The organism is Variovorax sp. 01T432, from assembly GCF_056398605.1.
This window is the reverse complement of sequence record NZ_JBFTPS010000052.1, coordinates 1-23,690: the sequence shown is the minus strand read 5'-3', so window position 1 is coordinate 23,690 and position 23,690 is coordinate 1. Positions and strand designations below refer to the sequence as shown.

General features: G+C 62.9%; 24 protein-coding genes and 1 pseudogene. 15 read left to right on the top strand and 10 right to left on the bottom strand.

What is annotated here, in order from left to right:
• Positions 1–9: 9 nt before the first annotated feature.
• Positions 10–1,389 carry an adenylosuccinate lyase gene (gene purB / locus AC1DNF_RS28530; RefSeq protein ID WP_478152022.1) on the top strand — a complete coding sequence of 460 codons (1,380 nt, stop codon included), beginning with the start codon at positions 10–12 and terminating at the stop codon, positions 1,387–1,389.
• Positions 1,389–1,949, top strand: a complete 561-nt coding sequence (locus tag AC1DNF_RS28525) for a YaeQ family protein (protein ID WP_478152021.1) — start codon at positions 1,389–1,391, stop codon at positions 1,947–1,949. The genes purB and AC1DNF_RS28525 overlap by 1 nt, the downstream gene beginning before the upstream one ends.
• Positions 1,950–1,959: 10 nt before the next feature.
• On the opposite strand, the gene AC1DNF_RS28520 is transcribed toward AC1DNF_RS28525, so the two are convergent.
• Both AC1DNF_RS28520 and AC1DNF_RS28515 read right to left on the bottom strand, forming a co-directional pair.
• Entirely contained in the window at positions 1,960–2,265 is a 306-nt protein-coding gene (locus AC1DNF_RS28520) for a DUF2007 domain-containing protein (protein WP_478152020.1), read from the bottom strand.
• Positions 2,266–2,282: 17 nt separating this feature from the next.
• On the bottom strand, positions 2,283–2,732 hold the full coding sequence (locus AC1DNF_RS28515; protein ID WP_478152019.1) for a DUF3717 domain-containing protein: 450 nt from the start codon (positions 2,730–2,732) through the stop codon (positions 2,283–2,285).
• A gap of 332 nt (positions 2,733–3,064) precedes the next feature.
• Here AC1DNF_RS28515 and AC1DNF_RS28510 point away from each other — a divergent pair, with 332 nt between their 5' ends.
• The 3 genes from AC1DNF_RS28510 to AC1DNF_RS28500 are packed head-to-tail and all read left to right on the top strand — an operon-like array spanning position 3,065 to position 4,692.
• Positions 3,065–3,805 (top strand): TerC family protein, encoded by a 741-nt coding sequence (locus AC1DNF_RS28510; protein ID WP_478152018.1) that lies wholly within the window; start codon positions 3,065–3,067, stop codon positions 3,803–3,805.
• Between the two features lie 50 nt (positions 3,806–3,855).
• The gene (locus AC1DNF_RS28505) at positions 3,856–4,320 is read left to right on the top strand and encodes a hypothetical protein (RefSeq protein ID WP_478152017.1); all 465 of its coding nucleotides are present in this window, start codon (positions 3,856–3,858) and stop codon (positions 4,318–4,320) included.
• Positions 4,321–4,338: 18 nt separating this feature from the next.
• A complete protein-coding gene (locus AC1DNF_RS28500) occupies positions 4,339–4,692 on the top strand; it encodes a phage holin family protein (RefSeq protein ID WP_478152016.1) in 354 nt (117 codons plus the stop codon).
• A 6-nt stretch (positions 4,693–4,698) separates the two neighbouring features.
• On the opposite strand, the gene AC1DNF_RS28495 is transcribed toward AC1DNF_RS28500, so the two are convergent.
• Positions 4,699–6,264: a M48 family metalloprotease gene (locus tag AC1DNF_RS28495; protein WP_478152015.1), complete on the bottom strand. Its 1,566-nt coding sequence runs from the start codon at positions 6,262–6,264 to the stop codon at positions 4,699–4,701.
• 54 nt (positions 6,265–6,318) lie between these two features.
• Between AC1DNF_RS28495 and moaC the strand changes: the two genes are divergently transcribed.
• The gene (moaC, locus tag AC1DNF_RS28490) at positions 6,319–6,813 is read left to right on the top strand and encodes a cyclic pyranopterin monophosphate synthase MoaC (protein WP_478152014.1); all 495 of its coding nucleotides are present in this window, start codon (positions 6,319–6,321) and stop codon (positions 6,811–6,813) included.
• 18 nt (positions 6,814–6,831) lie between these two features.
• Here the strand turns inward: moaC and AC1DNF_RS28485 are convergent, their stop codons facing one another.
• Positions 6,832–8,535, bottom strand: coding sequence for a PglL family O-oligosaccharyltransferase (locus AC1DNF_RS28485; protein WP_478152013.1), 1,704 nt, complete (start codon positions 8,533–8,535; stop codon positions 6,832–6,834).
• Between the two features lie 149 nt (positions 8,536–8,684).
• Here AC1DNF_RS28485 and AC1DNF_RS28480 point away from each other — a divergent pair, with 149 nt between their 5' ends.
• The 6 genes from AC1DNF_RS28480 to AC1DNF_RS28455 are packed head-to-tail and all read left to right on the top strand — an operon-like array spanning position 8,685 to position 15,615.
• Complete coding sequence (locus tag AC1DNF_RS28480) at positions 8,685–9,137, top strand: type IV pilin protein (protein WP_478152012.1); 453 nt, start codon at positions 8,685–8,687, stop codon at positions 9,135–9,137.
• Entirely contained in the window at positions 9,134–9,730 is a 597-nt protein-coding gene (locus AC1DNF_RS28475) for a GspH/FimT family pseudopilin (RefSeq protein WP_478152011.1), read from the top strand. Before AC1DNF_RS28480 ends, AC1DNF_RS28475 begins: the two co-directional genes overlap by 4 nt.
• Entirely contained in the window at positions 9,727–10,209 is a 483-nt protein-coding gene (locus AC1DNF_RS28470) for a type IV pilus modification PilV family protein (protein ID WP_478152010.1), read from the top strand. Before AC1DNF_RS28475 ends, AC1DNF_RS28470 begins: the two co-directional genes overlap by 4 nt.
• 4 nt (positions 10,210–10,213) lie before the next feature.
• A complete protein-coding gene (locus tag AC1DNF_RS28465; RefSeq protein ID WP_478152009.1) occupies positions 10,214–11,362 on the top strand; it encodes a PilW family protein in 1,149 nt (382 codons plus the stop codon).
• Entirely contained in the window at positions 11,359–12,051 is a 693-nt protein-coding gene (locus AC1DNF_RS28460) for a pilus assembly PilX family protein (RefSeq protein ID WP_478152008.1), read from the top strand. Before AC1DNF_RS28465 ends, AC1DNF_RS28460 begins: the two co-directional genes overlap by 4 nt.
• Positions 12,052–12,081: 30 nt before the next feature.
• Positions 12,082–15,615 carry a pilus assembly protein gene (locus AC1DNF_RS28455; RefSeq protein WP_478152007.1) on the top strand — a complete coding sequence of 1,178 codons (3,534 nt, stop codon included), beginning with the start codon at positions 12,082–12,084 and terminating at the stop codon, positions 15,613–15,615.
• A 374-nt stretch (positions 15,616–15,989) separates the two neighbouring features.
• Here the strand turns inward: AC1DNF_RS28455 and AC1DNF_RS28450 are convergent, their stop codons facing one another.
• A complete protein-coding gene (locus tag AC1DNF_RS28450; RefSeq protein ID WP_478152006.1) occupies positions 15,990–17,006 on the bottom strand; it encodes an IS110 family RNA-guided transposase in 1,017 nt (338 codons plus the stop codon).
• A 127-nt stretch (positions 17,007–17,133) separates the two neighbouring features.
• Here AC1DNF_RS28450 and tnpA (AC1DNF_RS28445) point away from each other — a divergent pair, with 127 nt between their 5' ends.
• From tnpA (AC1DNF_RS28445) to tnpC, 3 genes are all read left to right on the top strand, one after another.
• Positions 17,134–17,577: an IS66-like element accessory protein TnpA gene (gene tnpA / locus AC1DNF_RS28445; protein WP_478152005.1), complete on the top strand. Its 444-nt coding sequence runs from the start codon at positions 17,134–17,136 to the stop codon at positions 17,575–17,577.
• Positions 17,553–17,906: an IS66 family insertion sequence element accessory protein TnpB gene (gene tnpB, locus AC1DNF_RS28440; RefSeq protein WP_478152004.1), complete on the top strand. Its 354-nt coding sequence runs from the start codon at positions 17,553–17,555 to the stop codon at positions 17,904–17,906. The genes tnpA (AC1DNF_RS28445) and tnpB (AC1DNF_RS28440) overlap by 25 nt, the downstream gene beginning before the upstream one ends.
• A 95-nt stretch (positions 17,907–18,001) precedes the next feature.
• On the top strand, positions 18,002–19,564 hold the full coding sequence (gene tnpC / locus AC1DNF_RS28435; RefSeq protein WP_478152003.1) for an IS66 family transposase: 1,563 nt from the start codon (positions 18,002–18,004) through the stop codon (positions 19,562–19,564).
• A 33-nt stretch (positions 19,565–19,597) separates the two neighbouring features.
• On the opposite strand, the gene AC1DNF_RS28430 is transcribed toward tnpC, so the two are convergent.
• From AC1DNF_RS28430 to AC1DNF_RS28410, 5 genes and pseudogenes are all read right to left on the bottom strand, one after another.
• Positions 19,598–20,311 carry a UPF0149 family protein gene (locus tag AC1DNF_RS28430; protein WP_478152002.1) on the bottom strand — a complete coding sequence of 238 codons (714 nt, stop codon included), beginning with the start codon at positions 20,309–20,311 and terminating at the stop codon, positions 19,598–19,600.
• Between the two features lie 523 nt (positions 20,312–20,834).
• Positions 20,835–20,990, bottom strand: a complete 156-nt coding sequence (gene tnpB / locus AC1DNF_RS28425; protein ID WP_478152037.1) for an IS66 family insertion sequence element accessory protein TnpB — start codon at positions 20,988–20,990, stop codon at positions 20,835–20,837.
• Positions 20,991–21,041: 51 nt separating this feature from the next.
• Entirely contained in the window at positions 21,042–21,449 is a 408-nt protein-coding gene (gene tnpA / locus AC1DNF_RS28420) for an IS66-like element accessory protein TnpA (RefSeq protein ID WP_478152001.1), read from the bottom strand.
• 188 nt (positions 21,450–21,637) lie between these two features.
• On the bottom strand, positions 21,638–23,077 hold the full coding sequence (locus AC1DNF_RS28415; protein ID WP_478152000.1) for an IS110 family RNA-guided transposase: 1,440 nt from the start codon (positions 23,075–23,077) through the stop codon (positions 21,638–21,640).
• A gap of 231 nt (positions 23,078–23,308) precedes the next feature.
• Positions 23,309–23,536: pseudogene (locus AC1DNF_RS28410) on the bottom strand (IS3-like element ISBvi3 family transposase); the annotation flags it as partial.
• Positions 23,537–23,690 lie beyond the last annotated feature (154 nt).

Genomic DNA, 23,690 nt, shown 5'->3' with positions numbered 1-23,690 from the left:
AATTCGGGCATGAGCTTCTCCACCGTCTCCGCCCTTTCCCCCCTCGATGGCCGTTATGCGGCCAAGCTCGCGGCGCTGCGCCCGCTGATGAGCGAACAGGGCTACATGCACCGGCGGGTGCAGGTCGAAGTGGCGTGGTTCATCGCGCTGTCGGACTGCGGCTTCCCCGAATTCAAGCCGCTCACGGGCGGCGCCCGCAAGTACTTGCTCAGCCTGGTCTCGAACTTCTCGGAAGCCGACGCGATCGCGATCAAGCAGATCGAGAAGACCACGAACCACGATGTGAAAGCGGTCGAGTACTGGATCAAGTCGAAGTTCGAGGCGCGGCCGGAACTGCTCGCTGCCTCGGAGTTCGTGCATTTCGCGTGCACCAGCGAAGACATCAACAACACCAGCCACGCCCTGCAGATTCGCGCGGCACGCGAGAAGGTGATGCTGCCCGCCATCGATGGCCTGATCGCGACGCTGCGCGAGATGGCGAACAAGTTCGCGGCGGTGCCGATGCTCGCGCGCACGCACGGGCAGACGGCGAGCCCCACCACCGTCGGCAAGGAGCTGGCCAATGTGGCCGTTCGCCTGGTCAAGGCGCGCGAACGCATCGCCAGCGTCGAATTGCTGGGCAAGATGAATGGCGCGGTCGGCAACTACAACGCGCACATGGCGGCGTGGCCGGACTTCGACTGGGAAGGCTTCAGCCGCAAGGTGGTCGAGACCCCGGCACCGCTGGGCCTGGGGCTGACCTTCCAGCCCTACAGCATCCAGATCGAGCCGCACGACTACATGGCCGAACTCTTCGACGCGGTGGCACGAGCCAATACCATCCTGATCGACTTCTCCCGCGACATCTGGGGCTACGTCAGCCTGGGTTACTTCAAGCAGCGCCTCAAGACGGGCGAGATCGGCTCGTCGACCATGCCGCACAAGGTCAATCCGATCGATTTCGAGAACGCCGAGGGCAATCTGGGCCTCGCGAACGCGGTGCTGCGCCACCTGAGCGAGAAGCTGCCGATCAGCCGCTGGCAGCGCGACCTGACCGACAGCACGGTACTGCGCAACATCGGCGTCGCGTTCGGCTACGCCGCGCTGGCCTACGCGAGCCTCGCCACCGGACTGAGCAAGCTCGAACTCAACGAGGAAGCACTCGCCGAAGATCTCGACGCCTCATGGGAAGTGCTGGCCGAGCCGATCCAGACCGTGATGCGGCGCTTCGGCGTACAGGGGGCATACGAGCAATTGAAGGAAGTCACGCGCGGCAAGACGGTGACGGCCGAGGCTCTGCACGGACTGATCCGCTCGCTGGAAATTCCGCAGGCCGAGAAGGACCGCCTGCTGGCCATGACGCCCGCCAGCTACACCGGCAAGGCCGCCGAACTCGCGCGGCGCGTCTGATGGCCATCAAATCCACGATCTTCAAAGCGAACCTCGCCGTCGCCGACATCGACCACAGCTACTATGCCGACCATGCGCTGACGCTGGCGCGCCACCCGAGCGAAACCGATGAGCGGATGATGATCCGGCTGGTTGCGCTCGCACTCAACGCGCACAAGCTGCAGGACGTGTGCAACGGCGACGGCACGCTGGCCTTCGGCGCCGGCCTGTCGAATCCCGACGAGCCCGATGTCTGGCTGCGCGATTTCACCGGAGAAGTGAAGCTCTGGATCGAGGTCGGGCAGCCCGAGGAAAAGCCCATCATCAAGGCCTGCGGCAAGTCCGACGAAGTCATCGTCTACTGCTTCAACCACGCGGCCGAGATCTGGTGGCGCGGGATCGAGAACAAGCTCACGCGGCCGCAGAACCTGAGCGTGTTCCGGGTACCGACCCTCGCCTCGCAAGCGCTCGCCGCGCTCGCCCAGCGCTCGATGCAACTCCAGGCAACCATCCAGGAAGGCAGCCTGATGCTCGGCGACGGCAAGAACAGCATCGACATCGAGCCGGTGCGCCTCAAGTAGGCGCGAGCTTTCAGGCACGCGGCATCATCGCGCCGCAGCGCCAGCATTGCTCGAAGCCGCCCTCGACCAGCTCGCCGCAGACGCACTCCCAGCGACGCTGCGGCCGGTGCTGGAGCTCGCTCAACAGGCGCTCGGCGAGCGCGAACTGGGCTTCGTCCTCGATCCAGATTTCAGGCAGGCATTGGTCCGGTGGGAGCTGCCCGGCGGCGGCACCGAGATACTCGCGCTGCACCAAGGCCGCGACGCCGTCCTCGCGCAGGGCGTGCACCCACAAGGTCGCGATCGCCAGATTGGGTGCTTGCACAAGGCGGCGCATGGCTTGATCGCCCTGGGCTAGCCAGTGCCTTCGGCCGAGGCTTCATCGGGCCAGACGGGCTCGGCCTCGCGCGCGCGCTCGGCGTACTTGTTGAATCGCCAGGCCGAATCCTGCATGGTGATGCGCCGCCAGGTCGAACGCTTCTCGGCGGGCGTCAGGGCGGGCCAGTGCTGGACCTCGGCGAAACTGCGCCCGCAGCCCTTGCATTCATCGTCGCCCTGGCTGGTGGAGCAGATGGCGATGCAGGGCGTATCGGGCGTGGTGTTGTACCAGGCGAGCCATGCGGCCCATGCCTTGGCGGGGAAGCCGACTTCGTCGACCTCGTCCTCATGGTGGAACACCATGAGCGCATAGACCTCTGCCAGCGCCCGCAGTTCGGGCGCGAGGGTGATGCCATCAGGCGAGGGTTTCCGCTCGCGCCAGAAGTTGATGGCGGCCTCGATGTCGGTGATGTGAATGCCGGCCATGAATAGAAAAAAAGCGAGCGGGAATCATAGTCCGGCAGAGCCCCGCGTCTGTTGAAGGTTATGTTGCCGCTTCGGGCTGCCCGATGCTCTAATTCGGGCCACGAAGGGGAGTAGTTCCCGTCCGCTTTTTACCGAAGCGGGTATCGCCAGGTCGTCAATACGAAGCCCCACGGCTTCCGGCCTGTCGGGCAGCGCGCGCTGTCGAGCAAGACCTTCGATTTGAACCTGTGCAGGTTCGGTCGAAGCGTTTGCAAGTCCGGAAGGCAACCCCGTCCTCATTCACTCGCTTCATCCGACCCGCCCGGGATGGATCCAAACGAACAGAGGACTTTATGGAACAGTTTCTGACCCCTGAATTCTGGGTCGCCGTCGGTCAGATCATCATGATCGACATCCTGCTGGGTGGCGACAACGCGGTCGTGATCGCACTGGCCTGCCGCAAGCTGCCGCCCGCACAGCGCACCAGGGGCATCTTGTGGGGGACCGCCGGCGCCATCCTGCTGCGCGTCGTCCTGATCTTCTTCGCGCTCACGCTGCTGGCGATTCCCTTCCTGAAGCTGGCAGGCGCGATCCTGCTGCTGTGGATCGGCGTCAAGCTGCTGGTACCCGAGCAGGACGATGGCCACGGAAACATCGCCGCGAGCGACAAGCTCTGGGCAGCGGTCAAGACGGTGATCGTGGCCGACCTGGTGATGAGCGTGGACAACGTGATTGCCATCGCCGGTGCCGCGCAAGGCGCCGGTGCCGGACACCAGATGCCCCTGGTGATCTTCGGCCTGCTGGTCAGCATTCCGATCATCGTCTGGGGCAGCCAGCTGGTCATCAAGCTGATGGACCGCTTCCCGCTCATCATCACGCTGGGCGGCATGCTGCTGGGCTGGATCGCCGGCACGATGGCGGTGTCCGACCCCGCGGTGGTCAGCCCGGCCTCGTGGAACTGGGTGCCGAAACTGCCGCAGACCGACATGGTGCGCTACATTGCAGGCGTCGTCGGCGCGCTGCTGGTGCTGGCGATCGGCAAGTGGATTGCCACGCGCCATCCGAAGGCTGATGCCGCGACGCACGCCGTTTGATCTCGTTGCCAATGTCTCTGCCACTCTCACTAGTGAAACCAGGAGCGCTCATGGAAAAGATCATTCTCTACGTCGACGACCCGACCTTTGCGCGCGGATTTCTCGCCAGGCTTGCGGCGCCGGCCAGTGGCGCCGAAGCGCGTCACTGGATCCTCGTGGCCTGCCCGCCGCGCATGACGCATCGCATCAGCAAATGGGTGAGCCACAGCGCGCGCGAGAACTGGCGCGCCAAGTGGTTTGCCAAGGTGCAGGAGCACATCCTGCCCTCCTTGCTTGCCCATGATGGACAGGTCAGTCCGGTCCTGGCCAAGGGCACCCTCACCGAGGTCACACAGCGGTTGAAGCAGGAGCACGGCGCCGCGCGGGTGATCGATGCGCGGCGGCCGAAGGTCGGCGTCGACCTCGAGCCGGTGGCGCCCGACCAGCAGCCACCGGGGAAACCCGGCTGGGCGGTGCCCGGCGCATTGCTCGGCATGGGGGCGCTGCTGGTCCTCGCCAACGAGCTGTCCGACTGAGACCGGGCTCGGCACCGCATGCGACTTCTCATCAAATGGCTGCTCAGCGCGCTCGCGCTGCTCATGGTCACGTACCTCTATTCCGGCGTGCAGGTGGCGAGCTACAGTTCGGCACTTATCGCGGCGGCCGTCATCGGCCTGTTCAACATGATCGTGCGGCCGGTGCTGGTGGTGCTCACCTTCCCGGTCACCATCGTCACGCTGGGCCTCTTTCTGTTCGTCATCAACGCCCTGCTCTTCTGGGCCGCTTCGGGGCTGTTGCCGAGCTTCCACGTCAACGGCTTCGTGGCGGCGCTGATCGGCTCCCTGCTCTACTCGCTGCTGGGCCTCGTCATCGAGGCGGCACTGGGCGGCCTGCTCTCCAAGCGCTGAAAGCGGCTACTTGAGCGGCGACTCGGCCGCCTGCTCCTTCACCAGGGCATCGACCGCGCGCGCGCGCGTGTCGACGATCGACGCCTCGTAGTAGTCGACCGGCGCGCCGCTGCCCTGTTTGTGCATCAGTTCCTGCGCGGCCTTGAGCCGGTCGCGCGCACCCGCATAGTCGAGCAAGGCGACGTTGGCCTCGGCATCGGCGCGCACGGCGCGCAAGGTGTCGTCTTGGGCGCCGTAGAGGTTGGACAGCATGTGCCAGGCGCCGGCATCGCGCGGGTGGACCGCCACCCAGTCGCGCAGCGGCACGACCATCGGCGCCGGATTGCGCGTGGCGACCGCCGCCTGCGCGGCCATCAGCATCTCGGGGCGGTCCTTGGCCTTGGGGTCGAGCAATGCGGCCGCCTTGGCAGGAGCATTCGCCGCCAGCTCGATCTCGGCCGACAACAGGCGTGCGAGGCGGGAGGCTGGGGCATCGTCCGCGCTTCGCGCGACCAGGCGCTGAGCGAGCGCGCGGGCAGCCTTGAAGTCGCGCAATTCGTTGGCCGCCAGTGCCGCGGCGTAGAGCGCGCCGGCCTGCTGAGCGGGCGAACTGCGCGCGAACTCGCCGCTCGAGGCCGCATCGATCCATTGCCGCAGCACGTCGGACCCGGGCCGGGACAGCACGCGCGCCCGGGCGGAAATCATCGCGTGGTCCATGAGCAGCGGCAGGCTGACGGGGCTGCCCGACTTGAACTGGACGCGCCCCTGCATGTCCGCGATCCGCTCGGTAGTAAGCGGATGGCTGCGCAAGTAGGGATAGGAACCGTTGTCGCTGAGGCGCGAGGCGTATTGCAGCTTCTCGAACATGGCGGCCGCGCCCTGGGGGGCGTAGCCGGCCTGCGTCATCACGCCGAAGCCGACGCGGTCGGCCTCGCGCTCCATGTCGCGGGAGAAGCTGAGCTGGTTCTGCATGAAGGCGGCCTGGCTGCCCATCACCACGGCCTGCCCGGCATCGCCGTTGCGGCTCTTGCTGGCCGCGATCATGCCGAGGATCAGGCCCGCGAGCATCAGCGGCATCTGCTTGCTCTGCTTGGCCATCATGCGCGCGATATGGCGTTGCGTGACGTGCGACAGTTCGTGCCCGAGCACCGTGGCGAGCTCGTCCCGGCTGCCGACCACCGCGATCAAGCCGAGGTTGACGCCGAGATAGCCCCCGGGCAATGCGAAGGCATTGATGCTGCGGTCACGGCCCAGCAGCACCGTCCAGGCGAAGCGCTCGTCGAGTTCGGGCGTGATCTCTCCGCGCGTGCGGGCAGCCGCGAGCAGGCGTTGCCAGATGTCCTGCACGTACTCGTCCAGCACCGGATCGTCGATGTAGTCGGGGTCGCGGTACAACTCGCGCGCGATCTGGTCGCCGAGGTGCCGCTCGGCGCTGGCGGTCATTTCGGCGCCGTCGCCCATGCCGGGGAGCAATTGGGCTCGGGCAGCCGGTGGTAGGGCGACCTGCGACGCTATCAAAAGCGCAGCGCACAAGGCCCGGAGAAAACGCCGGGGCGGTGGATTCGGGTGGGATGAAGGAGTCAAGCGCGGCATTCCTCGTCAATGGCTCGGGCTCGTATGATGCGTCACCCAGCGGAACGTTCACACATGAGCACTCTCACCCATTTTGACGCGCAGGGCCAGGCCCACATGGTGGACGTGGCGGCCAAGCCCGCCACCCACCGCGTGGCCGTCGCGACTGGCCGCATCGAGATGCTGGCGTCGACGCTGGCGCTGATCGAATCCGGCACGGCCAAGAAGGGCGACGTGCTGGGCATCGCGCGCATCGCGGGCATCCAGGCGGCCAAGAAGACCAGCGACCTCATTCCACTGTGCCACCCGCTGGCGCTGACGCGCGTCGCGCTGGCCTTCGCCGTCGCCGATGGCGCGGTGCCGCAGGTGGCATGCACCGCCACGGTCGAGACCGTCGGGCCGACAGGCGTCGAAATGGAAGCCCTCACTGCCGTGCAGATCGCACTGCTGACCATCTACGACATGTGCAAGGCGGTGGATCGCGGCATGCGCATCACGGACGTGCATGTGCTGGAGAAGCATGGCGGCAAGTCCGGCAGCTATCTGGCGGACGACGCGGCGACTGGCTGAGGCCCCGACGAATCGGCACTACTCGGACGGATCGTCGATCGGCAGGCCCTTCAGCCATCGAGCGTATTCGTGAGGGAACGCGATCCTGAAGCGGGTGGCCTGGGCCAGGGCTTCATCGCGAAGCCCAAGCAAAGTGGCGCTTTCGATCAGCTTGACGATGACGCGCGGCTCGGGCGAGAAGTGCAGCAGGCGTTTCGCGAGCGTGTATACCTCGGCGGCGTTGGCGGTGCTGACCGGCGTCAGCGTCAGTTCGGCGAACTCCACCGGCCTCGCGAACAGCCAGGAATCCCCCACCTTGGCCAGGGTGTCGTCGCGGTAGGCGGGCAGGCGTTCGTCGAGCGGCAGATAGAGCTGGCTGATGCGGGTGTAGTCCCACGCGGCGTAGCCGACGACGGCGATCAGCGCGACGGCGGCAGCCCTCGAAAGCGCGAGCGCAGCCGGCCACATGGCGGCCCCGGAGCGATTCCGCGACTTCGATGTGGCCGGCCACAGGAAGCCCAGGCAGAGACCGAAGACGAGTTGGAAGGGACCGTACCAGAGCGGGTATTCGAGCAGGCTGTGAAGCACGATCATTCCCAGCACGCCCCAAGCCATGAGCCGCGACGGATCAGTCTCTCGCCATGGCCGGACGGCGAAGACCAGCCAGCTGAATCCGCCGCAGACCAGCACCGCGGCCGGGATTCCCAGTTCAACGGCGAGGTGCAAGGGCAGGTTATGCGCGTTGTCGAGGATCTCGACGAAGCGCGGGCCGGTGTAGAGATTGCTGTAGTGCGCGAACTTGAGTTCGCCCCAGCCCCAGCCGGCCCAAGGGTGCTGGACGATGAGATCGAGGACGTTGTGCCAGAGGACCCTGCGGCTGTGAGCGTCAGGTGCGCCTTCATGCAGGCGATGCATCATGTTGTCGACGCCGCTGCCGGCCAGCCTTGGCAAGAGCCAGGAGGCGGCGAAATACATACTGGCCAATGCAAGCAGCACCCACGGCGGAGGCAAACGATAGCGCAGCGCGTCCCTGGAGGGCCATCGCCGCCTCTCGCGAAGGGAAAGAAGGCCTGCGGTGCCGCCGATCAACAACAGCTGGATCAGCCCGGTGCGCGAGGTGGATGCCGCGGCCGCGACGAGGAGCAACAGGCTTGCGGGCAGGAGGGCAGTGCGCGCACGGCGCCCATGAACGGCGTTCAGCCAGAGCCCCGCGATGACGGCCATGCTGATCAATGTCGCAAACTGGTTGCGCTGTCGGAGGTTGCCATAGGCCTGGCCAAGTTCGGGCGAGGTCGTCCAGGGCGCCAGCGCCTCAGCGAGGCCGTAATACTGCAGCAATCCAAGGACCGCGCTGACGACACCGGCGGCGAAAAGAGCCACCGCCAATCCCGCTACTTCTTGAAGCGTCGAAGCGCGGGCCGCTGCTGCGCCGCTGGCAGCCGCCAAGCCGGTCGCGGCGAGCGCAGTGATGGCCGACAGTTCAAGTGTGAGGTTGCCCGCCCATCCCGCGAGGATGGACACCGCCACCAATGCCAGCCATGCAAGCACCCCTTGGCCGGGGAGCGCCGTCGGGCCGATCACCAGCAGCAATGCCGCACAAGTCCATGCGGCCAGTTGCTGCCAGACATCCGGCGACGGGCCGGCCGCAAAAGGGAAGACGAACGGCAGCGCGATCAGAACGCAGCGCCCAATGGCGGCAACTCGAGGCGCCGGCACGTCAATGAGAACTGCCTCAGGCGTCATGCGCAAGATTGTGCCTGCAGGAAAAAGTGCACAGGTCATGGGTTCGTCGGCGACGAAAGGAAGCGGAACGCTGACGGACGGTCAACGGCATTTGCGAGGTTTGGTGACAATTTGTCACCTCAGTGAATCCTGCGACCAAAGGTCATCAAGTGCAAACCGTCCGTCTTTCTTGCAAACGTTCCGCCGGCTTCACGCTGATCGAAGTCATGGTTACGGTCGCGATCGTCGCGATCTTGGCCACCATCGCATATCCGAGCTATACGGATTACTTGCGGCGCGGCCAAGTTCAGGAGGCCCCGGGGAACCTGGCCGGTTATCGAGCGCAGATGGAGCAGTACTACCAAGACAACCGCAACTACGGTTCGGCCGCTGCATGTGGTGTTGCGGTGCCGGCCGCGCCTAGCGCCAAGTACTTCAACTACGGATGCACAACGGGCAATGCAGGCCAGAGCTATACGGCCACTGCCACAGGCATTGCAGGCGGCTTGGTTGCCGGCCTCGCCTACACAATCGACCAGCTCAACAATCAGGGGACTACCTGTACTGGCTGTGCCTGGAATTTCAGTGGCGCCCAGACCACGTGGGTCGTTCGCCAACCATGAACCCCGTCCTGCGCGGTCGAATGAGGGGCTTCACCCTTGTTGAATTGATGGTGGCCGTCTCGCTGTTCGCCCTGCTGTTCATGTTCGCATATCCGAGCTATACGAGCTTCATCCAGAACGCCCAGATCCGGACCGCCGCTGAGTCGATCGTGAATGGACTGCAACTTGCCCGGGCTGAAGCCATACGCCGCAATGCCAACATCCAGTTCCAATTGCACAACACCTCGAATGGCACGGCGGTCACAGGCGGCACGGACTGGTCGGTCATGGCGTCGTTGCCGGTCACGCCCCCGACGCCCCCGATCTTTGATCAGCGAGTCCAGACACGTCGGGAGAGTTCCGCCACCTCACCCAACCGGGTCGGCGTCGCGACCGCTGTGAGTTCCACCGCGGCAAGTCCGGGAGCCGGCATGCCTGCGACCATTGAGTTCACCGGGCTCGGGCGCCTGAGTGCGGCGACCACCGCCCGCCAGATCGACATCACTGGCGCCACCGGGGCGCGCAGGCTGGCAATTGTTCTGGGGACCGGCGGCGACGTCAGGCTCTGCGATCCCGCGGTTTCCCTCGCAACCAATCCCCAAGGTTGTTCATGAAGCAAAAGCTACCTCTTCGAAGTGCGCGCATGCAGGCGGGTTCACAACGCGGCGTGATGCTGATCGAAGCGCTCGTTTCAATTGCCATCTTTTCCTTCGCGATCCTTGGCATTGTGGGCCTGCAGGCAACCGCAATCCGCACAGTGCGCGACGCCGACTATCGCGCCAAGGCAAGCCTCTTCGCCGACCAGATCATCGGGCAGATGTGGGCTGATCGATTCAATGTGCCGACTTATGCGTTGAACATCGATGGGGCAGCTTGCGCCGCGGGAACCAACACGACGGCCAACGCGGCACTCACCAGTTGGATCAGCGGCCTCACCGATGCAACCAACCCGGGTTCGCTGCCCGGTGCAGTCAACCTGAAACAGCAAATCGTCGTCGCGCCGAACAACGTCGTCACCCTGACGCTTTGCTGGCAAGGCCCGCAGGACACGGCACCTCACAACTTCACGCTGACGACGCAGATTCAAGGCTGAAACCATGTCATCGCTTCTTCACGCCAAGCGCCAGCGAGGATTCAGCCTCGTCGAGATTCTTGTGGGCATGGTTGTGGGCCTCTTCGTCACAATCATCATCTATCAGGTGATGTCCACCTACGAAGGCGTCAAGCGCACGACCACCACCGGGGCCGACACCCAGCAGAACGGCATCTTCAGTCTCTCGACCTTGGAGCGGGACATACGCGCTGCCGGCTGGGGCATTCCCTCGGCGAGCATCACGCCTTGCACCACGTACTTCACGTATTTCAGCAACGGCTCCGCCAGCGGCCCGGTGCCCAATTTTCCGAACACACCGGTCCGAATCACCGACGGCGGCTCCGCCGCAGGGGCGTCCGACAGCATCACCTTGCTTTGGGGCACTTCCGTGCGCGCCAATGTCCTCGATGCACTTCTGCAAAACGTCACCGCCAATCCGACGGGAACACCTGCTTCCAACCTTCAGCCGGTCACACAGGTTGCCCTGTCGACCACGGGCGGCTTCGTATGGCTGACAGATGATGTCGGCAACTGCGCGCTGACGCGCATCACCGCCACAGTGCCCAATCCCGCCAGTCCGGGCACCGTCATCCTTTCTCATGACCCGGTCACGGGCACCGCGGCACAGCCCAACTACAACCCACCGGCGAGCTATATGACGGCGCAGGGTTGGCCGGTCAGCTACAACACGAATCCGCGCATCTACGACCTGGGGGCGCTCACCCAGCGCACCTATTCCGTCGCGAATGGTTCATTGCTGTCGCAAGACTACTTCAGCAATACAACCCAGGTGCAGGTGGCCACCAATATCGTGAGCCTCAAAGCCCAGTACGGAATCAGCGATGCGGGTAGCCAGGTCGTCAACAACTGGGTGAGTGCGACCTCGGGCCCCGCAGGAAATTGGGCAACACCTTCGGTGGCAGACCTGCGGCGCATCAAGGCAGTGCGAATCGCGGTGGTCGCTCGCAGTCCTTTGAAAGAAAGGCTGGCCCCCGGGGCGACAGCTTGCGCGATCACCACCACAGCACCAGTGAGCTGGTCGGGTGGCCCCGCCATCGACCTGAGCAACGATCCCGATTGGCGCTGCTACCGCTACCGCACCTTCCAGACTGTGGTCCCGCTCCGCAACATTCTTTGGGCCAATCTGCCATGAAATTCGCCCTCTGCAACCCCGCGGCTAAAGGCCACGCACCGGCCTTCAGCGGCTGTCGCGCCAAGGCGCAGCGCGGCATCATCGTATTCATCACACTGATCGCGCTGGTGGTTCTTTCGCTCGCGGCCGTTGCGCTGCTGCGCTCCACCGATACAGCAGGTGTCATATCGGGCAACGTGGCGTTCAAGGGCGCGACCACGAGCGCTGCCGACACCGGCGCCGAACGGGCTTTCAACGCATTGCCGGCGCTCGCCTTGGCCGATGCCGACGTGGCCAATCAGTACTTTCGCATCATGCAATCGGTGGATGCCAATGGCGTGCCGACGGTCAACTGGGCCAACGTACCTTGCTATGACACGGCGGGCGGAACCGCCACCATCAGTTGCACCGACGAGTCGGCCTACCGGGTGCAGTACGTCATCGACCGGTTGTGCACCGTCGCGCCGGCCACGACCGATCCACTGACATTGCTCACCAGCAAGTGCGTGGCCGGACAGCCATTTTCCGCCGGCGGCGGTTCGGTGGGCAACGACCTCAACAGCCATGCGCAGACCACCAACGTCTTCGGCAGCCTGACCCCGCCGCCGCCGACGCGGCCGACGATCCACTACCGCGTGACTGTGCGCGTTCTGGGGCCACGCAATACCAGCAGCATTGTCCAGACCACCATCGAACTGCCGTTCGGCTGATCCTGCCCCTCAAAACAACGAGTCTTCACCATGTACCCAGTATTCAAGAAGTCGGCGGCTGGCATCGTTTCGATGATGGTTGTTTCGCTGATCCTTCAACCTCTTGCGGCCTTCGCATCAACGGATCTGACGGATGTTCCGCTGGCGGTGCAAACCGGGGTCAAGCCAAATATTCTCTACATGCTGGATAACTCCGGCAGCATGGAGTGGGGCTCGATCACGGGGGCCGATGCGACGCAAGAATACACCAACGGCGCCAAGGACATGCGTGCCTACTATTCGCCCACTTACAACCAACTCTACTACAACCCGGCAATTACTTATTTACCTGGCGTGAAATACGACAGTTCCGCAACAACTACCAATTTCACCTCGTCAATGGGGAACAGCACGACGACCGCGGCGCGCATCGATCCCTACCCCACGACATCGGGCGTCACAGGCACCATCGATTTGACCCAAACGTGCTGGAACAGCTCCACACCGCCCACTCTACCGCGATTCGACCCAAGCAACTTCGCTGTCAACAGCAACTGCTCGACTACGCAGACCGGATCCAAGACGACACAGTATGCCCGTTATGCTTTTTACTACGTCTGGAAAGGGTCCTCGGCAGAAAACGGAAGTTCAGGACAAAATTCGGACAGCAATTACAGCAGAGTCGAGATAATTGCGACTACCTCTACATATCCCAAGGCCGCCACACGAACCGATTGCGGCACAACAACGACTACCTGCAGTTATGCACAGGAGATGCAGAACTTTGCGAACTGGTTTAGTTATTATCGGACGCGTATCCAGACAGCAAAGAGTTCATTGGGCATCGCCTTTTCCGCTTTGGATGTCAAATCTCGGGTAGGGTTCTCAACCATCAACGACAACAGCAGGAACGGAAACAACAACACAAGTGCAGCAAATTTTGTTGCATTGGCAGATTTCAATAGCAGCCAAAAGAGCACTTGGTATTCCAGTGTCTACGCCATCAATCCGAATGGTGGTACGCCGCTGATTCCGGCCCTTGAACGCGCCGGCCAGTATTTCCAGACTGGCACGATGCCGGGGGCAAGCACCACGACTCGCACGACGACGGTCCCACTGGCCTGCACCCCCAACTACACGATTCTCTCAACGGACGGCTATTGGAATGGAAGTGCGAGCGCATCGGTCGGAAACCAGGATGCGACGGTCCCGACCTTGCCGGCCAACGTCTACGTAGATCCCGATACCGGAGCCGCCATCAATGATCCCATTGCAGGGGTGCCGCTGGTCAAGGGACAAAAATTCCCGGCGCCCTTTTATGACGGCAACGGCGCTTCCAACACGCTTGCAGACGTCGCGATGAAATATTGGATCACGGACCTTACCGGGTCGTCGGCAGGCAAAGTGGTGGCCAACATCTATGACCCGGCCACATGGCAGCACATGGTGACGTACACGATCGGTCTTGGCGCCAGCGGAACCCTTTCCACGCCGCCGACGGGGTCCGCCTCCTGGCCAACGCCGCAAGCAGACTCGGCCACCGCGATTGATGATCTCTGGCATGCGGCGCTCAATGGACACGGCCAATACTTCAACACCAAGGACCCAGCCAAACTGCAAACTGCGCTGGCGTCCATTCTCAACAACATCATCAACCGCACGGGATCGGCCGCCTCAGTGGCGGTCAGTAACCCGAGCGTCAAATCGGGTGACAACACGGCCTTTGCATCGAGCTTCAATTCGGGGGCCTGGTACGGCGATCTCCAGGCCTTCGCAATCGACCTGAACACCGGGCTGCTGGGCAATACGCCACTGTGGTCGGCCCAGTCGTTGCTCGATAGCAAGCTTTTCAGTACGCGCTTTATTGGGAGCTTCGACGGCAACACCGGGGTCGCCTTTACTGCGACCGGCCTGAGTTCCAAACTCTCGCGCCTGAACTCGCCAACCACTCCGCCTGGCCCGACCGACAATGCCGCGATCATTTCCTACTTGCGTGGCGATCGCAGCGGGGAGGGAGATGGCAGCAATAGCGCCAAACCCTATCGCACCCGCCTCCACGTACTGGGCGATGTGGTGGATGCAGAGCCCACCTATGTATCGGCGCCGCGTTCCGGCTATACAGACACGGGTTACACGACCTTCAAGGGCGGGACGGCCGCAACTCGCACCAAAGTCGTCTATCAGGGCGCCAATGACGGCATGTTGCATGCCTTCGATGCGACCACGGGGAGCGAGCTGTGGGCCTATGTGCCTGGCAGCTTGTTGGACGTCAACCTCTCCACCACGTACGCCTCCACCAGTTCGCTCGTCGGGCTGACGCAGCAGTCGCTGTTTCAGCATCGCTTTTATGTCGACGGCACGCCGGCGGCTACTGACGTAGACCTCAGCAACACGCAGGCAAACCAGCCGACACCGCCCACGGCGAACTGGGCCACTATTCTGGTCGGCGGCCTGGGCAAGGGTGGAAGGGGCTACTACGCCTTGAATGTGACAGACCCCACTGCCGCTTCGGATGCCGCGGTGGCCAGCAAGGTGATGTGGGAGTTTCCGAATGCAAGCACCTCCGCGGCCGTCAAGAAGAACATCGGCTACACCTATGGCACACCACTGAATGTGAAGACCAAGGCCGCGGGCTGGGTGACGCTGGTGACCTCAGGCTACAACAACGGCTCGGACACCGGCGGCGACGGGACTGGCCACCTCTATGTGCTGAACACCGCCACGGGCGCCCTGATCAAGGACTTGAGCACGGGCGCCGGCACAAGCGCAAACCCCAGCGGCCTGGCCAAGATCAGTGCTTTCCTGGCAAACCCGGGCGTCGACGATACAGCGGACTACGTCTACGGCGGTGACCTGCTTGGGAACGTGTGGCGCTTCGACTTGTCAGACGCGGCATCCAGCAACTGGAACGTGAAGCTGCTGGCTACGCTGGTGGACAAAACCGGCGCGGCGCAGTCCATTACCGGAGCGCCCGAACTGGGCGTGGTGAAGGACAAGCGCATGGTTTACGTGGGTACAGGTGAATATCTCGGAACCACCGATATTCCGGGCGCCACTGGCGCCAGCGCCAAGGCAACTCAACCGAATTCGATGTATGGGCTGCTGGATGACAAGTCCTCGACCCCGACAATCACCTCACTGCGTACGCAACTCGTTGCACAGACGGCGACGGCATCCGGTACGAACATCAACGTGACGACGAACCCCGTAGATCTCACGAGCAAGAAGGGCTGGGTGCTGGACTTTGCAATTACTCCCGCGGGCGAACGCTCCGACACGAATCCTGTGCTGTTCCAGGGCGTTCTTGCATTCACGACGAACATACCTTCGAGCGACCAATGCGCGCCGGGAGGAAGCTCCAACATCTATTTCATCAATTACAGCAATGGTGGTGCGATACCGAATCTGACGAGTCGCTATGTGGGCAATGTGCTGTCGAGCCGTGTGCAGCCGGAAGGACTGCCCAATGGGTCGGTGAAGACCCTCGTGCGCACGTCCGACGGCAAGACGAAAGTCTATGACGTGGCAATCCCGTCTTCAACAAACCCAACTCGCATCATGTGGCGGGAAGTCATTACGAACTGACTGCGAACAAGAACGCGAGTAGAGCAGTTGGTTCGTAAGCGCTCAATTAACCACGACCTTGATCCGCGGGCTGTGACCTGACAGCCTACGTTCCCTATAAGGACTTCCCCTCAAGAGGCAACACCTTTGTGGGGCGCATTTGGCTTCTGACATGAAGGTTGCGGACGGCGTGCCTATAAACGGGCAACTATGCTGCGCTGTGCAGCGCCCCTGATGAAAGACGCGCGCCGAGGTCTCCATTCACGTATCAGGCAGTTATCTAACGAATGCCTCGGAACGTAGGCGAGTACGCCCCAGCGCAGGTCCAAACCTTCAAATCATCAACTGTCGCGCATCACGCGGTGGTGTTCTTCCTTTCGTGCTCCGGGATGGGATCAGGCGGGGACCTTAAATCCTTCCTGTAGATGCAATGCGGCCCAGCACATGCGGGCGTTCTTTGCTGCGATTGCGACAAGGGCCCGACCGTAGCCGCGGCGCTCCTTGAGTTGCAAAGCCCAGCGACTGACTGGATCGCTCTTCCCAACGGCTCTGGCCAGCAAAGCCCTAGCACCCAGGACCAACAGCGTGCGCAGATAGCGATCGCCAGCTTTGGTAATGCTTCCCAGCTTGGCTTTGCCCCCTGAGCTGTTCTGCCTGGGCACCAGACCCAGCCATGCGCTGAACTGGCGTCCATTCTTGAAGTCGTGCCCATTGCCGATGCTGGCTACGATGGCGCTAGCTGTGGTCGGTCCAATACCACGCAATTGCATCAGCCGTTGAGCTTGAACATCCTCCGCGGCCATCAAGTGGATCTGCCGTTCGCTCTGGGTGATGCGCTCCTGGATGTGGCTTAGCTCGTTCATCAATTCGCCGATGACAAGGTTGCAGTACCCTGGCAGATCCTCCAGCACATTGTGCACGCCCCGGTGGAACGCCTTGAACGCCTGGGGAAGAACGACGCCGATTTCGCTCAGCGAGCCGCGGATGCGATTGATCAGTGCCGTTCGCTCGGCAACATAGCCCTGGTGCGCTCGGTGAACAAATAGCTTGCCTTGCTGTTCAATGGTCTTGATCGGAACGAAGCGCATGTTTGGTCGTGCTACCGCCTCGCAAATTGCCGCGGCATCGGCCGCATCGTTCTTGCCGTACTTGCCACCCATGCGATACGGTGCCACGAACTTCGGTGCCATGATGCGCACCGTGTGGCCGAATTTCTGGAATTCACGCGCCCAGTGATAGGACCCCGAGCAGGCCTCCATGCCGATCACACACGGCGGTAGGCTTGCGATGAGCTCAAGCAGCTTGGCACGCTTGACATCGGGGCGAACTATCTCGGCCTTGCCAGCCTCATTTACGCCGTGCACGGCGAAGACATTCTTGGCCAGATCGATTCCGATGGTGACGACGGTCATGAGCATCTCCTTTTGAATCGTTTGATGAACGCAACCCATCATGGCACTCCGTTGCCGAAATCCCGGGCGCGCCGTCCACCAGGATGGGAATGTCCCTTTCATTCACATAGATGAACGTGGGAACGTAATGACAGACGATTTGGAAGACCTCAAACGCCGGCTGGTAGTGGGGCACAAGAGCGACGGACGCAGCGTGTACGATGAAGCGGCGAAGTCGGAGTTGGTGGCACTGTGTCGGCAGCCAGGCGCCTCGGTGTCGCGTCTGGCGCGCGAGTGCGGCGTCAATGCCAACCAAGTTGGACGCTGGCTTCGCGAGCATGGTCATGGTAGCCGTGCGCGCAAGGCCGTTGCCAGCGTGGTGCCGGCGCCTGCGGCGTTCGTGGCGATCGCGGTGCCGCCAGCGTCGCCGACCGGAGCTGGAGGCGGCGGCGACAGCGTGGCCATGATGGACCTGCAGGCACGCCTGCCCAATGGCGTAGCGATCGACCTTCGCGGCGTTCAGGTTGGCCAAGTCAGCGAGGTGATCGAGGCATTCGGGAGGCTGCGGTGTTCCGCTTCAACGAAGACCTGAAGGTCTACCTGCACCGGGAGGCCATCGACTTCCGCGTTGGACTCAACGGGTTGGCGATTCTGGTCGAGCAGGCGCTCGGCCTGGATCCGTTCGCCAAGGCCGTGTATGTCTTCCGCAACCGCCGCCGCGATCGCGTGAAGATCCTCGCCTGGGACCGCAACGGCTTCTGGCTATTGATGAAGAGGCTTGAGGAACAGGACCGCTTCAGCTGGCCCGACGCGGCGACGGTGCCGACGCTGACGGCGGAGGAACTTCACTGGTTGCTCGATGGCATCGACCTCGCCGTCATCCGCAAGCATCCCCAGCGCGTCTACGCGCGCGTGGCCTGATCGAGGGCACTCACGGCGTGCAGCGGCGCGAAGAAATTTGCATGAAAGTGCGATGATCCTGGAACGCCTGCGCGCCATGTGGATCGAAGCAGGCGATGGTCCAGATGCCCACCGCCGAAGAATTCGAAGCCCTGCAAAAGGCGCTGGCCGAGGCCACTCGGCGCAGCGAATCTCTGGTCGGCGAACTGCGCGTGGTGACCACCGAGAGGGACCTGGCACTGGAGCGACTGCGGGCTTTGCAGGGCCAGCTGTTCGCCGCCAAGAGCGAGGCTCGTGGCAGCGAGCAGAAGGACCTGTTCCTCAACGAGGCTGAGGCACTCGCGCCAACCGCGCAGACGCTGCCGGCCGAAACCGATGACGAGGAATCCACGACGGTCGCTGGTCACCAGCGCAAGAAGCGCGGGCGCAAACCACTGGATCCGGCGCTGCCGCGCGACATCGTGCGCCACGAGCTGCCCGAGTCCGAGCGTGTCTGCGCTCACGACGGCCACGCCCTGGTCGAGATCGGCGCCGAGGTGAGCGAGCAGATGCACGTCATCCCTGAGCAGGTGCGTGTGCTTCAACATCACCGTATCAAGTACGCCTGCCCTTGCTGCGACCTGAGCCTGAAGGTCGCGCCGACGCCGGCGCGCATCATTCCGCGAGGTCTTCTCACCGAGGAGGCACAGGCTTGGGTCATCACGGGCAAGTACCAGTTCGGCATGCCGCTGTACCGAACGGCCGTACTGCTGCGCCGCTTCGGCGGCAACATCGTGAGCAATACGCTGGCCGCCGGCGTCGTGCGCATCGGCCTGGCCGTGCAACCCGTCATCAACCTGCTGCGCGACCACCTCCTGGACTCGGACCTGATCTACGGGGATGAGACCACCGTCCAGGTGCTCAAGGAGCCTGGGCGCAAGGCGCAGACGAAAAGCTTTATGTGGGCGCAGATGAACGGCAGCGGACCGCCGGTACGGCTGTTCGCCTATGCGCCCGGGCGTGGCGCCGTGCATGCCGAGAAGCTTTATGCCGGAATCCGGCGCGGGGCCACGTTCATGACCGATGGATACCAGGTCTACGACGGCATCGCCGAGAGCCATGGCTTGACGCATCTTGGATGCTGGGTTCATGCGCGCAGGCCCTTCGTCAAGGCCGAGGACGCCATCCCGAAGGCGGCCCGGTCACCGGACCAGTTGGCCACACGGTTCATCAAGCTCATCAGCAAGCTCTACCGCGCGGAGTCACTGGCCGAGAAGTGGTCGCCGGAGCGTCGTCAGCGATTGCGTGCACGCTACAGCGCTGCGGTGGTCGTGCAGATCGAGCAGTTGCTGCTCACGAATCTGCACGTCGTCGCGCCATCGAGTTTGCTGGGCGAAGCCCTGCACTACCTGAACGGGCAGTGGCCCAAGCTCACCCGCTTCCTGGAGAGCGGCACCCGGCCTCTGGACTCCAACCCGGTGGAGAACGCGATCCGTCCGTTCGTTGTCGGAAGGAAGGGATGGTTGTTCGCCGATACCGTGGGCGGCGCCAACGCGAGCGCTAACCTGTATTCGCTCATCGAGACGGCCAAGGCGAACGGGATTGAGCCATACCGCTATCTCGTGGCCCTGTTCAAGAAGCTGCCCCTGGCGCAAACGGCCGAAGACTACGAGGCCCTGCTGCCCTGGCGACTGACGTAGTGAACCGGCCTGGGGTTGAGCCCACGATCTGCCTCAATGCAGGTCACCCGCTGCTCCGCAGCACTTCTTGAACTTCTTGCCGCTCCCACAGGGACAAGGCTCGTTGCGCCCCACCTTGGGTTGCATCAACTTGGCCACCTCGCGCTCATAGACAGCGAGTCTGAACGGTAGCCAGTGAGCATGCATGTCCAGGACAACTTGCGGGATTTGAAGTGCCAGCTCCGCCCGCATGGCTGGCGTCTTGGTGAGCTCGTCCTGATCCACGGAGAAGTCGTCTTCGCCGAGCAGGGCGATCGGCCTGAACCAGGCTTGCCCTTGCGGTGTCGACAGCAACGGCTGCCAGTCATTCCAGCAAAGCCTCATTCCCTCAACAAAGCCGTAGGCCCACATCTCAGCGTCGTCATATTCCCGCTCGTCGCCGACGTAGGTCATCGTTGACCAGCTAGGGCTTATCACTCGTGGGTCATCCTCCAGCCCGGCAATGATGCTGTTGAGGTGACGCATCACCAGCCCCAAAATGTGGTTCAACTGCTCGATCGAATCCATCGGCGGCATCATCTCCTTGGTGCCCCAGATCTTGGGGAGCCACTGCTTCGGATGCATGGTTGTCGGGCCGACCGCAAGGGCGTGCAAGAACCCATCCACCATGTCCATCGTCATGACCTCTTCCGTGTCGACGTCATAGAGCAGGAACTGGTCAAGTTCGTGGAACTCGTCCTCGGACAAGGGGGTAAATGGTGTGGTCATCGAATGAATGGGGCGAGGCGCGGAACAACCGAGATTCTCGCCGTCGGCGCGCCGCTGACCGACATCTAGCCACCCACCCTTGACTCCCTTACCCCGACGGTCATCTCGGCACAAGGGGCGTGGTCAATAGAGCGCTTACGTTGGTTCTGCTTAATAGCGCGCAACGTCGCGTTATTGGGCAGAGCCATTTGTCTACCGCGCGACGGCGGGTGATTCTTTGATTCGGTAGTTTTTCATCGTCCGTGCCCGACCTCAAGGCATGCAGCGTGGGGCGCAGCTAAGCTAGCGATCGATCGGGGTCCCTATTGATCGTTGGGCACCAATGAACTCCAATTCACAGAAGCTTCGGCGCAGCCACGCTGCGGAGTTAAAGGCGCTGATCATCGCCGAATGTAGCCCGGCGTCTCCGTCGCGGTCGGGTCGCTTGCGCACGCGCTCAACGTCAACCCTGTTCGCAAGTGGGCTCGTCGAGACCGCGTCAAAATCCTCTCATTCATCCGGAAAGGGTGCAGTATGAACGCAGTTAGTTGGCCAGCAGGCACATGCCATCGCCGTCACTCCACAGCAGCTTGACGAGATCGCCTCGACGGCCACGGAAGACAAAGACATGGCCGGAGTACGGATCCTCAGTGAGTGCGGTCTGCACCTTCGCCGCCAGCGTGTCCATGCCGCAGCGCATGTCCGTCACCCCAAGCAGCCAGCCAGACGCGGGTGCCCGCACGCGGACCAATCATGAGCTCTGGCGCAGCGCGCGCAGGACGCTGCACAGGCTGTCTTCGTCGACAGCGCCACGCAGTCGCAGTTGCGCGCCGGCGAACTCCAGTTCGATGACGCCGTTGCGCGGTGCCGGTCTCGACTGCGGCGGCGTGGGCCCGATTGAAGTGGCCATCGTCATGACCTCGGCGGGCGGCGCGACCTTCACCGGCAACAACACAGCGGATTCCGTGCTGTCCGCTGAAGTCTCAGCGCGCCGGAACTCACGTCGCCAGGTGAACAGCAAGTTGGCGTTGATGCCATGCTCCCGCGCGATTGCTGATGCCGACGCTCCTGGCTGCAAGCTCAGCTCAACAAGCCTGGCTTTCAACGCCCGATCGTGATGGCGCCGACCTGGTTCTCCCTCACTCTTCATGATGTACATGCACTCCTGATGATGGGCACCTAATGCGGTGCCATTTGTTCAGGTCACATGCTGTCGACTTCGTCCGGCTTCAGCAAGACGGCCTTCGTCGGACTATTACGTTCTTCATGCACATCATCTCGATGCGCACTGATCCGCTGATCCTGCCCACAACCCGTCGGCGCGAACAGAGGGCCTTGAGGCGACGCTTACTGACCGTGTACTCGTCGCGATGATTGGCGATCCAGGCGTACTTCATCGCGACCCCTTGGCAAAGCGCGCCGTCGCTTTCCTAAGAAACACTGGGCGTTGCTGCCTCTTGAAGGGTGAAGCCAAATTCTGCAGCACGGCGATGCAGCTGCTTGACGACACGTTTGCGATACTGCTGTTCGTAGTGGTCGGCCCCAGGATCTTGGTAGGCCATGCCGAATCGCATGGCGTTGTAGAAGAGCACCGCGATCTTGCGCGCGGTCGCAGTTACGGCCTTGGCCTTGCCCACGCGGGCGGCCAGCCGGCGATAGAAAGCGCCCAATGCGTTGTTCGTTCGCCCGACAGTTACGGCGGCGAGCCGTAGGTGCGCGCTCACCCCATTTAGAAGACTTTCGGGTACGTGCGGACAGCACCTTGCCACCGCTGATCTTGCACCCCGGCGCTAAGGTCAACCATGATGTGAAGTGCTTGGCTGTTGGCCATTTTCTGAGATCAGTTCCACACTCGGCAACCAAGCGCAGCGCGAGGTAGGGACCAATGCCGTGAATCCGCGTCAGATCCACGCCCGTGAGCAGATATAGCGGTGCCCGGGTATCGAAGGCCACGGCATTGGGCTGCACCGTGTTGTGCCGCGGCTTGGGCAGCGGCTCGACGGGGCTTGGCTTGTCGGCGTTCAATTCGGCCAGCGTGCGTTCGATCTGAGCATCACATTCTGCGAGACGCCCTTGGTAGAAGTCGTACAAGGCCAGCGCCTGCGTCATCTCAAAGAGGTGCTCTGGTTGATAGTTGCCCACCAGCGCGGCTCGCACTGTCATCTTGCTGGCCTTGCAGCGTACGTCACGCATCTTCGCAAGTACGTCTGGGTCGCGCTGGCCCTCGACGATTGCGCGGATGATCTTCATCCCCGTAACGCCGGTCACATCACTGACTACATGGTGCAGTTGGAGATTCATCAACGTGAGCGCCTTCTGCATGTGCTGAATGTGGGCAGCGGCGTAGTCAAGATGGCGCTCGCGCAGCCGCAGGTAAGCCCTCAACGCAGCGATGTCGCGCTCGGGCCGGAAGCTCGCGCGAAGCAGTCCGCATGCATGCAACCTCTGCAGCCACTGCGCGTCGTTCACGTCGCTCTTGCGCCCGGGGACCATGCGTGCCTCGCGTGCATTGGTGACGATGACCTCCAGGCCGTAGCGCTGAAGCACCTCGTACACTGGAATCCAGTACACGCCTGTCGACTCCATCGCCACAGTCTTGATGCCGATAGACACGAGCCAATCCGCCATTCGCTCAATGTCACCGGTGAAGGCCTGAAACGTTTGCACTGACTCCTCGCAAAGCTCGGGGGCAACGCCAACGACATGGAAACGCGAGCCGATGTCGACGCCCGCGGCACGATCATGAATGACGGGAAGGCCCGCCGGTTTGGTGGATCGCCCTGACATGATCACCTCCTGTAGGTTAAGCACGCCGGTCGGGGACTCGGATCAGTTCAATTTCCTAAACGGGGTCACGCAAGGTGCCACCAAAGCCGGGTCCGCAGCTTCCCCTGGGCCAGGTTTCGAGACGGGGACAAATGCCTCCAAAAAGCGAGCGGTCGCTGGCCAGCGCGTAGCCAGTGTAGGCCTGCTGGTGTTTCTACGCAGACGGGCCGTGCGGCATGCACGTGGGCGGTTTCGAAGGATCTCAACATTCAACTTCGCGTCAGCAAGTTCCGGGCGCGGCCGGATGTTCTCCGCCTGCAGTTCGCTCACCGGGCGACGTGTCGGCATGGACGCAGCCCATCAATGGCTTCGGGCCCCGCAACGCCAGTCGCCGCTCGCCGCCACTTCCAGTGGCCCACCGTCGACACCCGCACACCCCAGTCGGCGCGCCGCATCGTGGCTGCCGACTGATTCCGCTAGACATGATGGCCCGTCCTCGGAGGAGGCGGACAGTAGATGGGAGATGGAAGGTCTGCCTCCTGCAGGAGTACCGTGGGTTGCGCACTGCGAGTGCGCCGAGCCACATGCAGAACACCCGAGGGTGTGATCTGCAGCTTTGCACAGGTTGCACAGG